General features: G+C 30.1%; 7 protein-coding genes and 1 pseudogene. 7 read left to right on the forward strand and 1 reads right to left on the reverse strand.

Going from position 1 to position 15,090, the window contains the following annotated elements:
- Positions 1-73 precede the first annotated feature (73 nt).
- Genes yaaA through addA form a run of 5 tightly spaced genes read left to right on the forward strand, consistent with a single transcriptional unit; the run spans position 74 to position 11,651 of the window.
- The gene (gene yaaA / locus E0D87_RS05885) at positions 74-796 is read left to right on the forward strand and encodes a peroxide stress protein YaaA (RefSeq protein ID WP_130819718.1); all 723 of its coding nucleotides are present in this window, start codon (positions 74-76) and stop codon (positions 794-796) included.
- Complete coding sequence (locus E0D87_RS05890) at positions 793-1,911, forward strand: exonuclease SbcCD subunit D (RefSeq protein ID WP_130819719.1); 1,119 nt, start codon at positions 793-795, stop codon at positions 1,909-1,911. Before yaaA ends, E0D87_RS05890 begins: the two co-directional genes overlap by 4 nt.
- Positions 1,890-4,928: an AAA family ATPase gene (locus tag E0D87_RS05895; protein ID WP_130819720.1), complete on the forward strand. Its 3,039-nt coding sequence runs from the start codon at positions 1,890-1,892 to the stop codon at positions 4,926-4,928. The genes E0D87_RS05890 and E0D87_RS05895 overlap by 22 nt, the downstream gene beginning before the upstream one ends.
- Positions 4,925-8,293 carry a PD-(D/E)XK nuclease family protein gene (locus E0D87_RS05900; RefSeq protein ID WP_130819721.1) on the forward strand — a complete coding sequence of 1,123 codons (3,369 nt, stop codon included), beginning with the start codon at positions 4,925-4,927 and terminating at the stop codon, positions 8,291-8,293. The genes E0D87_RS05895 and E0D87_RS05900 overlap by 4 nt, the downstream gene beginning before the upstream one ends.
- Positions 8,286-11,651: a helicase-exonuclease AddAB subunit AddA gene (addA, locus tag E0D87_RS05905; protein ID WP_130819722.1), complete on the forward strand. Its 3,366-nt coding sequence runs from the start codon at positions 8,286-8,288 to the stop codon at positions 11,649-11,651. The genes E0D87_RS05900 and addA overlap by 8 nt, the downstream gene beginning before the upstream one ends.
- Before the next feature lie 46 nt (positions 11,652-11,697).
- Here addA and ymfI read toward each other — a convergent pair whose 3' ends face one another.
- On the reverse strand, positions 11,698-12,426 hold the full coding sequence (gene ymfI / locus E0D87_RS05910) for an elongation factor P 5-aminopentanone reductase (RefSeq protein ID WP_130819723.1): 729 nt from the start codon (positions 12,424-12,426) through the stop codon (positions 11,698-11,700).
- Between the two features lie 86 nt (positions 12,427-12,512).
- Between ymfI and E0D87_RS05915 the strand changes: the two genes are divergently transcribed.
- A complete protein-coding gene (locus tag E0D87_RS05915) occupies positions 12,513-13,349 on the forward strand; it encodes an aldo/keto reductase (RefSeq protein ID WP_130819724.1) in 837 nt (278 codons plus the stop codon).
- Positions 13,350-13,654: 305 nt separating this feature from the next.
- Positions 13,655-15,078 (forward strand): annotated as a pseudogene (gene murJ / locus E0D87_RS05920) (murein biosynthesis integral membrane protein MurJ).
- The last annotated feature ends 12 nt before the right edge of the window (positions 15,079-15,090 follow it).

Consider the following 15,090-nt stretch of genomic DNA (forward strand, 5'->3'; position numbering starts at 1 on the left):
TGAATATACGAGAAAGAGTAGGCTTAGGCCTACTTTTTTAGTGTAGTATAATAGATATATAAGGAAGGTAAATATGAAAATTATTATATCACCAGCAAAAAGATTCAAACATTTTGATAACATAGAAACAAGTTCTATATTATTTCCAGAAAAAACAGAACAATTAGTTAAGAAAATTAGAAAACTATCTATGAATGAGATAGGAAATTTAAATAAAACAAATGATAAGTTGACTGAAAAGGCGTATTTTGATTATCAAGAATTCGATTTTAATGATATGCCTAATCCAGCACTTTTTTCCTATGATGGACTCGTATTTAAACAATTTGACATGGGAGATTTTGAGGATAAAGATTATCTAAACAATCACGTTTATATTATCTCTGCTTTATATGGCGCACTAAAACCATTTACAGGAATAAGGGACTATAGACTTTATTTTGACAATGACATGATAGATTTATACAAGTTCTGGGCAGATGATATTTATAAAGAAGTTTTTAGGGATAATGATTTGGTAATAAATCTTGCTAGTAAAGAATATGCCAAAACTATAAAACCTTATCTTAAAGAAAATGATAAATTCATCACAATAGACTTTAAGGATGAGAAAAATGGCAAACTAAGGTCAGTTGTCGCTTGGACCAAACAGATGCGAGGAAAAATGCTTAGAGAAATAATTATAAATAAAATTACTGATTTAGAAGAAATTAAGAAAATTGAAATAGATGGATACAAATTCGAACCTTTTAACTCAACTGAAGATAATTTGGTATTTGTTAGGAGAGAAATTTGAGATTATTACACTTATCAGACCTTCATATAGGAAAAAGTATTGGTAACTATTCTCTAATTGAAGATCAAAGATATGCCTTAGAAGATATAGTTAAAATAGTAGAAAAGAAAGATATAGATGTAGTTCTCATAGCTGGGGATATTTTTGATACAAGTATCCCTAGTTCAGATGCCTTGAGTTTATATTCGGATTTTTTGGATGAGCTTATTTTTAGGCTAGATAAAAAAGTTCTAGCAATTGCTGGCAACCACGATTCTTCCAAGAGACTTGATATTAACAAGAACTTCTACAGGTCTAATAATTATTTTCTAGTAAGTGAGCTTGAAAGAGAACCAATCGTTCTTGAAGATGAATATGGAAAGATTAACTTTTATCTGATACCTTTTATTTCCCTTGCAAAAGCTAAGGCAGAAATTGATAGCGAGATAGAGAATTTTACAGATCTTTACAGACATATACTAAATGATATTTCCTATGAAGATAGAAATGTATTAGTTAGTCATTGTTACGCATCTAATATGGGAATTTACGATGAGGAAATTTATGATGATGGGCAAAAGCCACTTACAATTGGTGGAAGTGATGCAATGGATGCAAATTTATTTATGGAATTTGACTATGTAGCTTTGGGACACCTCCATAGATCACATTTCGTGATCGATCCAAAGATTAGATATTCTGGAACCTTTATGAAATATTCCTTTGATGAAGTATTAGGAGAAAAAAGCGTAACTATAATTGATTTGACTAAGGATATTGACATAGAAAAAATTCCTATAAAAAACTTGAGAGACTTTGAAGTTAGAAGAGGAAAATTTGAAGATATTCTAAAAAGTGAGGCAAGCGATAATTATATCAAGTTTATCTTAGAGGATGATTACACGATTGAAAATGCTATGGCAAAATTAAAGTCTAAATTTCCCCTAGCGGTTTCTATTAGCTATGCTAATAAGGCAGTCTTTAGTAGGGAAGATACCTTAGATATTGATATAGAAAATAAAGATGCTGTTGAACTTTTTACAGATTTTTACAAATTTAAAATGGATGAAGATATGACAAATGACGAAATTGAAACCCTAAAGAGGATAATTGTATGCGACCAAAAAGACTTATAATGAGGGGATTTATCACCTACAAGGACAAGGTTGATATAGACTTTTCAAAATTATATGACAAAAAAATATTCTTAGTCTCTGGAGATACGGGATCAGGCAAAACAAGTATATTTGATGCTATAAGTTTCGCTCTTTATGGGAAAGTAGCAAGAAATATCACAAGCGATAGGTTAAGGTGTGATTTCTTGTCAGAAGATGATCCTTATACTTTTGTAAGCTTAGAATTTGAGGTTAAGGATAAAACTTATCTGATAGAAAGAATACCAAGACAAGTAGCTAAGAAAACTAAAAAAGCTCAAAATATTGGAAATTCAGTGAGCTTTTTTGAAATAATTGATGGAGAGAAGAAATTTATATCTGACAAGCAAGGAGAAACTGATCTTGCTGTAAAAAAAATAATAGGATTAGATGACAAACAATTTTCAAAAGTTATGCTCTTAGCCCAAGGACAATTTCAAGAGTTTCTCTCAGCAAAATCATCTGATAAAGCTGCTCTTTTGGGAGATATATTTAAAACATACGAATATAAAGATATTCAAGATAGATTAAAGGAAGCATCTAGAGATTATTTAACTAAGATGGACTACATAGATAGGGAGCTTTCTAATACCATAGATTATAGTGATGAGGTTAAAAAACTTGTAGATAAAGACAATATCTTAACTCATGAATTCGATTTGATTATAGAAGATATAGACCAAGGGAAAAATAAGCTCGACAACAATTATGAAAAAATTCTATCTAGTGAAGAAAAATTAGATAATAGTCTAAAAGAACTATATCAAAACCTAGAGGAGACTAGAAGCTTCAATGAAGGAGTTAAAAAATACAAAAATCTAGAAAAAGAATTAAACTTATATATTAATGAAGAAGATAAAAATAAAAAGCTACTAAGAGAAATAAGAAAAGGAGAGCTTGCCCAAAATATTCTTGTATATGAGAAAAGGTATAAGCAGGCAGTTTTAGATAAAAATAACTTATTAGAGAGCTTAGAACAAGATGAGATTCGCAAAAGTAAAGAGAAAAATAGGCTAGCTGATTTAGAAAAATCATATAATAATCTTGATACGGACAAGAAGATCCTTGATGAGGTCAAAATTTCTTATGAAAATACAAAAAAGACCTTGATTGAGTTAGAAACTTTTGAGTCCTACAAGAATTCGTATCAAAGTTTAGATACAGATAGAAAAACTCTAGAAGGCTTACTAAATAAAAAAGAAATTTTAGAAGATAAACAGAAAAATAATAGAAAAATCTTTGATTTAGCTAATGAAATGTTAAGAGAAATCAGCGAAAAAGGAACTCTAATTAGTAAAAATCTCGAAATTCTCTTAGAAAACACTAGAAAATTAGAAAACGATTATAAAAAAATATCAGAAATAGATGAATTTAATAAAGAAATTAATAATCTAGAAGAGGATAAAAAGCAAGAAGAAGCTATAGAGAAAAAAGCCTTAGAAAATGACGAGCTTAATACTATTAACAAAATGATAGATAAATTAAATGAAGATAAAGTTTGTCCTGTTTGTAAAACTATCCACAAAAATCCATTGGAAAAATACGATGTAGATTCTTATGACCTAGGAGAAATTAGAAAAAAACTTGCAAATATTAACCAAGCTCTAGCCTTGAGAAAATCTCAAATTGAAAAGATAAGAAAAGAGATATCATCAGATGAGAAACTTGCTGATATTAAAATTCTCCTAGATAAAAACTATGCAAATAAAAAAGACCTTGAGGAAAAATTAATAGACTTAAGAGAAAAATACAAATCCAAGGCTAAAGATATAAAATCATACAAGAAGATAATAGAAGAAACAAACATAGAAATAGAAGAAAATACACTTAAAATCAAAAATATAGAAGAAAAACTAGAAGATTCCAAGGAAAATGAAATCAAATATTTAAGCCTAAAGGATAAAATGGAAGGTTTAAATAAAGATGATTTAGAATATAGTAAACAAAAACTAAAAGAAAAAATAGACAAATTAAGTAAAAACATTGATTCAATAACCAAGTCCTACCAAGACCTAGAACTAAAACTAAGAGAGCTTGATTCAAATATTAAAAATAAAAAGTTATCTATAAAAGATCTTGACCAAAAATCAGAACTTTATCTAAAAGAATTTGAAGAAATTCTCTATAAAAACTTTGAAGATAGAAAAACTTACGAGATTTTATTAATATCTTATGAGGAAAATAAAGAGGAAAAAGATGGACTTGAGGAATTCTTTAGAAAAATGGATAGGTTAAAAACAAGTTTAGAAAATTATGCTAGCTATAAAAATGAAGATGAGAAAGATCTTTTATTAGTAAATAAAAAGATCGAAGAAAAAGCCAACGACAAAGCTATCCTATCAGATAAAAAAGCAGAAGTTTTCTCGGAAATTACCATATTTACTAAAGTTTTGGGAAAAATAACGAATCTTAAAGATGAATATGATAGAAGTTTAAAATCAGCAGAAACTTTAGCAAAACTCTCAAAGCTAGCCGACGGAAGCTTTGGCAAAGTTTCTGGCAGAGAAAAAATTGATTTTGAGACCTTTGTACTAACATTTTATTTCGACAAGGTTCTAAGACTTGCCAACATCAGATTATTAGATATGACCGATAACCAATTTTCTATGGTAAGAAATTCAGATGCGACAGATCTAAGGAGTAAGGCAGGCCTTGACATAGAAATCCTAGATGCAAATACAGGTAAGCTTAGGCCAGTTGCAACTTTGTCTGGAGGAGAAAGCTTTTTGGCAAGTTTATCTCTTGCCTTGGGCCTTTCAGATGAGATTAGTATGGAAAATGGTGGCATAAAGATTGACACTTTGTTTATAGATGAAGGATTTGGAACTTTATCTAAAGATTATTTGACTAATGCAATCACCGCAATAGAAAAACTTGCCTACGAAGATAAATTTATAGGATTAATTTCTCATGTGGATGAGTTAAAAGAGGCTATAGATTCAAAGATTAAGGTAACATATGAGCCAAACCTTGGATCTTATGTGGAGGTAATCTCATGATAAATACAATTATTTCGAAATTTCCCAAGGATAGTTCGATTTATATTTACAAAAAGATAGAAGAAGATTTAAAGCAAGGGAAAAAAGCTATACTTTTGGTACCCGAACAGTATACCCTAGAGACAGATATCAATTTTATGAAAAATATATCATATAAATCTGTAATGGATGCCAAAATTTTAAGTTTTTCATCCCTAAAAAGCTTTATCACAGATAAAATCGGAGAAAGTGACAAGCAATTTTTGAGCAAAAGTGCCAAACTACTTTTGATTACGAATATCCTCCAGGATAAAAATGATGATTTGACTTTATTTAAAAATAATTACAACAATATTGATTTTGTAAATAATATTTCTGCCCTCATATCAAGCATAAAAGATAATAATTTCGATGAAGATTTCTTTAAAGATGTTGAAGGATCTGATGATCCTGTCACCAAAATCAAGTTTAAAGAGATAAAGATGATCTATGATGAGTATGAGAAAGAAATATCTGATAAATTCATTGATTCTGAGGATAATTTGTCATATATAATTGAAAAACTTCCTGAGTGTGATTTTTTAGATGGGGTCAATTTTTATTTTGATAAATTTGATAGCTTGTCAGAACTAAAGCTTTCCTTTGTCGATGCTCTCCTAAAGAGGGGAAATCAAGTGAGTATTTCGTTAAATATGGACAAGACATATCTGTATGATAGGAGGCTAAATGATTTAGAAATATTTGATTCTTCTATAAGTCTTTATCATAAATTAAGAGAGCTTGACCAAACGAAAGATCTTGTTTTAAACGATACGAAAAATCTCGATGACTTATCCCATCTTGTAGATAACTTTGAAAGATATAATTATAAAAAATATAATAAAGCACCAGCTCATATTCGTTTTATAGAAAATACTTCTACTAAAACTGAGGTAGAAACATGTGCTCAGCTAATTAATTATATGGTAAAAAAAGAAGGATATAGGTATAGGGATATAGGAATTTATATATCAGATGAAGATGAGTATAAAAATGAAATAGAAAAAGTCTTTAATAGATATGACCTTCCTATTTTTATGGATTCAGGTAGGAAACTATCTGACAATCACATAGTTAAAACTTTTTTAGCTATTTTAAGATTAGCAATATATAATTTTTCCCAAGACGATTTAAACTATTTTCTAAGGTCTGGTCTTTTTAGCTTTGCGGAAGATTTTGATAAAAAAATAATAGTTTTCCAAAACTTTATCAGAAATAGGAAGATTAAGGGAAAGATGTTTATAGATGATAAATACTTTATTCTTGACAAGGAATTTTACGAAAATCTCTACGAAAATGATCCCAAAAGAGAAGAAAAACTTACTGAAAAGATATTAGAGTATGAAATAGTTAATGAATTAAGAGAAAGAATATTAAAATTAATTAGTCCAATTCTAAGTTTAAATGACGAGAAAACTATAACAATCGCAAAAGCAATATTTGATGTGCTAAATGACGAAGACATAAGAATTGGTATAAATAAATACCAACAAATATTAAAATCTACAGGAAAACTTGATGATTTTAAGGAAAATGATCAGGTTTGGGATAAATTTGTTGAAATCCTCGAAGATTTGGTAGCTCTTATGGGAGAAAGAAAATCCAGTTTTAAAAAAATATATGGTTTAATCGAGGCTACCTGTAGAGATATAAATGTAGGCATTATTCCGCCAAGCAAAGACCACATTATAGTTACAAGTTTTTCTAGGGCAAGGATTTCTGATAGAGGAATAAACTTTGCTCTCGGTTTAAACGATGTATTTTTCCCAAGTGGATTTTCTGCTGATATGATTGTAGGGAAAAATGAGAAGGATAAGCTAAAAGATTTGAACCTAGACTTGAAAGCGCTGGACGAAGACTTGGATGAGAGAGAGAAACTAAATCTTTATAGGCTAATAACAATCTCAGATAGGATATTCTTCTCATATTCTCTTTCTAATAGAAAATCAGAAGCCATCAACAAGTCTGTAGTTTTAAATTCTATCATGAATATATTTAGAGACGAAGAAGGAAAGTTATTCCAAGAATCAATGATATATGGAAATGATCTAAATCTTTCTATAGAAAAATATTCCTTTGAAAAAATTGGAAAATATGCTCTGGAAAATATAAGAAAGATAAAGAAAAACGAAAAGATAGATCCTGATGCTTATGATATTTCTAAAGCTTTTATTAAATATTTAAAAGATAATGATGATTTTGTCCTCATAAAAAAGGGCTTAACTTATACTAATGACAAGGAAAATCTATCCAAAGATTTAAGCAGTAAACTTTACAAGAAGAATCATTTTAATGTAAGCGAGATAGAAAGATATTCTAGGTGTCCTTACCAATATTTTGTAAACTACGGACTAAGACCAAATATCGAGGATTCATACGATGTAGACCACCTAGAAGTAGGAAATATCGTCCACAAATTATTGGAAGATATATCGAAAGTATTAAAAGATACAGATATAGAAACAATAGACCCAAAAAACTTAGAGGAAATATTGATAAAAAACTTTAGGCTCGCTAATGAGAAAAACCTAGATCAAACACGAAGGGTCGATCCACGAAATAAATTTATCTTAAATAACATCTTGAAATCTGGAAAGAGAAATACTGATAAACTTATAGATCAGGTGAAAAAGGGTGACTTTGAAGTATACGCAGTAGAAAAAGACTTTGGATATAAAAGTGAGGAAAGCCTACCGAAAGTTTATATAGACGGAGAAAATTACCTAAGAGGAAGGATAGATAGGATTGATAAATCAGATGATTTTGTAAGAATCATAGATTATAAAACTGGGAATAAAGAATTTAAAATAGTCAATCTCTTAAATGGATTAGACCTTCAGTTACTGGTTTATATGATGGCAGCATCCTTAAATGACAAGGAAATCATGGTTCCAATTGGATCTTTCTATATGCCTTTGGCAGATGAGATTACTACCTTAAAAGAAGGATATTCAAAAGAGGCAATAGAATCATCTAATCTTGATAAGTTTAGGATAAACGGGCTGATCATAAAAATAAATGAAGAAATCTTTAAATTAATAGATAAAGATAGTGATAGCCTAAAAGATTCATCTATTATAGATATGAAAAAATCTGACATCCTAGATCCAAACCAAGCAGAAAAATTGCAAGAATTTGCCAAAAATCTCGTAGCAAAATATATAAGAAATATCAAAGATGGAGATATAAGACTGAATCCTTTAAGCTACAGCAAAGATAAGAATGAATGCCAGTGGTGTGATTACAAGGGAATATGCAAGTTCGATCCAACAATTGACCAGCTGAGATTTAGACAGTTCGATGATAACTTGAGTCTAAAAGATTTGGGAGGTGAAAGAGATGTCTAAGATGGAATTTACTGATAAACAGAAAGAAGCCATAGCTACTAGAAACAAAAATATAATAGTATCAGCTGCTGCAGGATCAGGTAAGACAAGCGTCTTGGTTACAAGAATTATTAGACTTGTTATAGATGATAAAAAAGACATATCCAAATTTATCATTGTAACCTTTACCAACAAGGCGTCAGTAGAAATGAAAGATAGGATTAGGGCAGCTCTTGAGGAAGAACTAGGAAAAGATGGAGCAGATTATAGCTTCATAAAAGAGCAGATTAAAAACTTAAAATACGCACAGATTAAGACCCTCCATTCTTTTTGTGCAGATATGCTTAGGGAAAATTTCTATTATTTCGATAATCTCTCACCAAGTTTTAAGGTTATATCAGACAATACATCTACAATTCTTATGGCAGAGGCCATGGACGATGTATTTAGTAGAGCTTATGAAAAAATGGATACTAGCTTTGAGAATTTCCTTAAAAACTTCTCAGAAAATAAAAATGATGACAAGGCTAAGGATATCATATATAAGACCTATGATAAAATAATGTCTCAAGTTAGACCTATCATATGGCTAGACAAAATGTGTGAGGATCAATTTAGTTTAGATGATTTCAAAAAAGAAGTGAAAAAAACTCTAAGTGAGATTTTAAAGGTTGCTATATACAATTACCAATATACTTTGGATATGGACATGAGAGATAAACATCAAGAATTAATTTTTGATGACTTCTCTAAAATTAATGATTTGGACCTATTAATAGATAAAGATTGGGACAGATTTATAAAAAACATCCAAAAAATATCCTTTGGCGCGATTAGAAAAAGCAAAAAAGATAATGTCGATGATTATGACTTTATAAAAAATACCAGAGATAATTACAAAAATAGCCTCAAAGAGATGAGTAAGTTCGTGAAAAATACTGATAGTGAAACTATTGAGATTTTTGTCAAAAAAGAAATTGAGATTCTATCAGAAATAAACACACTGGTAAAAGATTTTATGACTAGCTACCAAGTCTTAAAGGAAGAAAAGTCTTACCTAGATTTTTCAGATATGGAGCATAAATTTATTGATCTGATCGATATAGACGAAGCACGTGAGAAACTAAGATCTAGCTTTGATTATATATTTTTTGATGAGTATCAAGATTCTAACGAGATACAAAACTATATAATTGAGGCTATCAAAGGCGAAGATAACCTATTTTTTGTAGGAGATGTGAAACAATCCATATATGGATTTAGAAGGGCAGAACCAAGGCTTTTCTTAGAAAAGTTAGAAACTTATGATGAAAGCAATAATTCTCTAAGAATCAATTTAAACAAAAATTTCAGGTCTGAAAAGGACATACTAGATTTTGATAACTTTATTTTTGATAGACTGATGACTAAGGAAAGTTCAGACATAGATTATAAAAATGGAGGTCACAGGCTAAATCCTGCCAAAGATACTAAGACAGAAAATAAAAAAGTCCATGTAAATGTAATTGATCAAGATATAGCAGAGGAAGACTACCTAGTAGAGCTTATAGAAGAGATTGTAAGTGATGGATATGATTACAAGGATATAGCTATTTTATTAAGGTCAGGAACAAAATCATATCTCTATGAAGAAGCCTTCAAGAAAGCTGAAATTCCATTTTTTAATGATATAAGCAAGGTTTCATTTGGAGCTGTTGAAGTTAGCTTTTTTATTAATATGCTAAAATATCTGGTAAATCCCAAGGACGATTTGACTCTACTTTCAATCCTAAGATCTGAGATTTTTAACTTTAGTGAAGAAGATTTGGTTAAGATAAGACTTGCTAGTGATAGTTATTCTTTTGTAAAGGCCTTTGAAAGTTATGATAATGATGATGAGCTAGTAGCTAAGATTAATGATTTCAATACCATATTTACAGATCTTTCCTATATTTCATCTTTAGTTAATCTATATGAATTTGGTAATTACTTATTTGAAAAAACTGGATTTTACAAGTTTCTTCTGGCAAGAGACAGGGCAGAAGAGAGAATAGCAAATGTTGAAGGATTTATAGACTTGATGGATGATTACGATAGGTCTAACGACAACGGTCTTTATGGATTTATATCATATGTCGATAAGCTAAGTAAGTACAGGTCTGATGATATGAAGACAAGTAGAGATTTATCAGAAAATGAAAATCTAGTTAGGATAATGACAATCCATAAGTCAAAGGGTCTAGAATTTCCTGTAGTTATCCTTGCCGAAGCAAGCAAGAGATTTAGTAATCAAGACTTAAAACAAGCTATAGTTTTTGATGATGAATTAGGTATTGGTATCAACTTATCTGACTATGATAACAAATTGAGATTTCCATCAATCAAGAAAAATCTTATTCTCGATAGGATTACGGAAAATAACAAAAAGGAAGAGATGAGAGTCCTCTATGTTGCAATGACAAGAGCTGAGGAGAGATTGTATATAACAGGTAATAGAAATCTAAAAACAATTAATAAGCTTGACCTAAGAAGAGATTTTCTAAAAATGAGCAATTATCTAGATTGGATTTTGGCAATATTATCAACTGATAAAGTGAGTGAAGACCTATTCGACAATTATGAAACTGACTTGTTGGGAGATTTTGCTGAAATAAATATAATTACAGAAGCAAGTCCAATAGATAAGTACGAAAATACAGATATTAACGAGTTTTTAGAAGATGATTATGTAAACTTTGAAGTATATATAAAATTTAAGGAGATTTTTGATAAAACCTACCCTTATACGGAAGATACAAATGAATCTATCAAAAAATCTGTCACTGAAATAAGCAAGGACTTTGACCCATCCGTGGACGGATATAGCCTACCTACTTATGAGAGTGACTTGATAGCAACAGATTTTAAAAAGCCTAATTTTATTGAAGATGTCAAAGTCTATAAGCCAGTGGATAAGGGAACTATAATTCATAAAGCCTTTCAGGCCTTGGAATTTAAAGATTACGATGAAAATGAAATATCAAAGTCCTTAGATAAACTCATGGAAGAAAGAAAAATTGATAAAGATACTAAAAATATAGTAGAAATAGATAAGCTCTTAGCATTTTTCAACGATCCTTATATAAAGAAAATAAGTAAAGAAGCCAAAAACATCAGAAAAGAAGAGTCCTTCCTCATGGAAATTGATGATTATTATGTAAATGGGCAAATAGACTTGTTATTTGAGATGGATAATGATCTTGTTCTTATAGATTTTAAGACGGATAGGAAGAAGCGAGATGGACTGTATGATAGACAAATTGCTATATATAAAGAAGCAATCGAGAAAGCTTTAGGAAAAAAGGTTAAAAAATCTATGATTTACTGGTACAACATCAAGGAATTTTCTGAAATTAAATAATAAATACAAAAGTCTGGAATTATTAATAAACTCCAGACTTTTTATTTTAGGAAAATGATCCGTTTATATTTACAATCTCTCCTGTTATATAACTTGCCTCATCTGAAATCAAATAATGGATAAGACCTGCAATTTCATCTGCACTTGCAAAACGACCTAGTCCAACTTCACCTTTTAGTAACTCAAGTTCTTTGCTAGAGAAATCATTTCTCATCATGTCTGTATCTACTATTCCTGGAGCAACTGCATTTACTCTTATACCACTTGGAGCAAGCTCTTTTGCTAATGATTTAGTAAAAGAATTGATTGCACCCTTTGATGCAGAATAAGATGCCTCCATACTAGATCCAAGCTCACCCCAAATAGATGACATGTTGATAATAACACCGTCTTTTTTACTTATCATATTTGGAATTGCTCTTTTACTAGTTAGAAAAACAGAATCAAGGTTAGTTGATAATATCTTCCTCCATTCATCAAAGTTTGTATCTTGGATGAGAGAAAATGAAGAAATACCAGCGTTATTTATAAGGACATCGACAGATCCAAAATTATTCTCAGCAATTTCAAACATTTCATTTACTTCATCTTCCTTAGATACATCTGCCTTTATAGCAAGGACATAAGGATTTGTTTTTCTAAGCTCATCCAAGAGATCTAGGGCTTCTTTCTTACTATTATTATAATTTATAACTATTTTGTATTCTTTATTTAATCTTCTCGCGATAGCTGCCCCAATACCACGCGAAGATCCTGTAATTAAAACTGTTTTCATAAGATGATTGTACCATAAAAGACTTTTGAGAAAAATGTTTGTGGGTATCAATAGTATAAGAAGATACTATTTGGAAAGGAGTTTACATGAAGTATATAACATTAAATGACGGAATCAAAGTTCCAGCTATGGGACTTGGAACATACAAGATAGAAGGTGAAAAAACAATGGATGAAGTTATAAATGCAGCCCTAGACTTCGGTTATGAATATATTGATACAGCAAAATTTTATAATAATGAAGAATTTATCGGAAAAGCACTCAAGAATTCTTCCAAGAAAAGAAGTGACTATATGCTGGCAACAAAAGTTTGGCCATCAGACTTTGGAGCTGACAAGACAAAAAGATCAATAGATGAATCACTTAAAAAACTTGATACTGACTATATAGACGTAATCCACCTTCACTGGTTTGGAGAAGACTTTGATAAAGCATGGAAAGTTTTCATGGACTACAAAGATCAAGGTATTGTAAAATCAATTGCAGTATGTAACTTTATGCCAGAGCAACTAGTAAAACTTTTTGAAGTTGGCGAAAAACCATCTATGGACCAACTAGAAAGTCATTTGTACTTGCAAGATCCAGAGACAATTAACTTTCTAAATGAAAATAAAATAACCCACCAAGCTTGGAGTCCGCTAGCTAGAACCCAAGGAGGAATATTAGAAGAAGAAATCCTAAACAAACTAGCAGATAAATATAATAAAACTCCAGCACAGATTGCCCTAAGGTGGCACATAGATAGAGGAACAATGATTATACCAAAATCAGTCCATAAGGAAAGATTGAAAGAAAACATAGACATTTTCGATATTGAATTAGACGAATCTGATTTAAACTCTCTTGCAAGTTTAGATAAGAAAAAGAGATTTTCAGGTGATCCATTAGATCAAGAATGGTTAGAAAAAGCAAGAAATATGTAATAAAAAAGAGATTTGAGTAAGGCTCAAGTCTCTTTTTACTTGCCTAAATTTCTAAAAAATAGATAAAAATTAATATTTGATATATAGAAAAATGGCTATATAATAACAGTTAGTGCATAATATATGGAAAAATAATGATGATATTTATAAATTTAAGAATTTACATATAATAATTAAAGTTTATTTAAAGATAAATAAATTTAGCAAAGATAAATTACTAAAGGAAAATTATGGGGCGTACTACAATAATCTTGATGATAATTACGATTCTCTCGAAAGTCTTGGGTTTCGTTAGAGAATCAGCTATGGCTGCTTTCGTTGGAGCAGGTGAGCTAAAATCTGTATACACAACAGCAATTACAGTTCCAACATTTTTAAGTGGAATTGTTATTAGTGGAATAGTTTCTGGATACATACCTATTTTTAACAAGGTAAAAAATGAAGAAGGGGAAGAAAAGGCACAAGTATTCACTAACAATTTGTTAAATATACTGATGATATTTGGTTTTGTTGCCTTTACTATTTCTTTTATTTTTGCAAGACCTATTTCCAAAGCTTTTTCACCAGGATTAAGAGGAGATGCTCTAAGTCTTGCAGCAAATTTTACGAGGATAATGGGACTTACCATATTTACATTTTTGTATTCATCTGTCATAAGAGGATACCTAAATATCAAGGGAAACTTTGTTGTTCCCATAGCATCGGGAGTTATTTTAAATATAATAGTAATCATAACTCTTATGTTTTGATAGTAGGATCGTTAATAGGTTATGCTTTTCAATATATAAGATTTCCATTCGTTGCTAAAAAACTAGGATTTAGATATAAGAAGATAATAGACTTTAAAGATAAATATATAAAAGAGCTCTTGATTTTGATAGTTCCAATTATTATTTCAGGTGCTGCGGACCAATTGTTTATTATAGTAGATAATTCTATGGGGTCGGCTTACTTTGGTCAGGATAGTGTATCGCAAATATACTATGCTAAAACTATGCTAAGCTTTATAACAGGCGTTGCGACTCCTACTATTACAACTGTAACATTTCCAATGATTGCAAGGCTTGCCCAAGGAGGAAAGATAGAGGAGATGAAAAAAGAAGTAGCTTCCTCCAATGTCCTAGCAATGTTAATTGTAATACCAGCAACTCTTGGAATGATGGTTTTCGCAAGTCCAATTATTAAACTTGCCTTTGAAAGAAATGCTTTTACTAGCAGTGACACTATGATAGTTTCATCCCTTATGGCAGCATATGCTCCATATATAATATTTGTCTCTGTCATAAAAGTATTCTCTAATGCCTTTTATTCAATAGGTGAATCAAAAATACCAGTTTTAGTAGTTTTAATCCAACAAACTATCAACTTTATCCTAAATTTTGTTATGATTAAATTTAGTGGAATAAATGGTCTCGCATATGCAACATCTATATCGAATGCTTTAGGAAGTTTTATGATAATATTTGCTTTTTACAGTAGATTTGGTAAATTAACTACCGAGGATAATTTTAAGGCAATACTAAAAGTTGCAGTTGCTTCAATGGTAATGTCATTTGCAGCTTATTTTATTTTTAATAAATTGGTATCACATTTGGGATCAAATATAAGTTTATTAATAGCAATTATTTTATCAGGCCTTATATATATAGTACTTGTAAGCATTTCTAAGATTAAAGAAGTAGAATATCTAAAGGAAGGTTTTCTAAAAAAGATAAAAAACAATAATTGAGGAGTAACTAGT

Origin of the sequence: Anaerococcus vaginimassiliensis (genome assembly GCF_900626155.1) — a bacterium.
GTDB lineage: Bacteria > Bacillota > Clostridia > Tissierellales > Peptoniphilaceae > Anaerococcus > Anaerococcus vaginimassiliensis.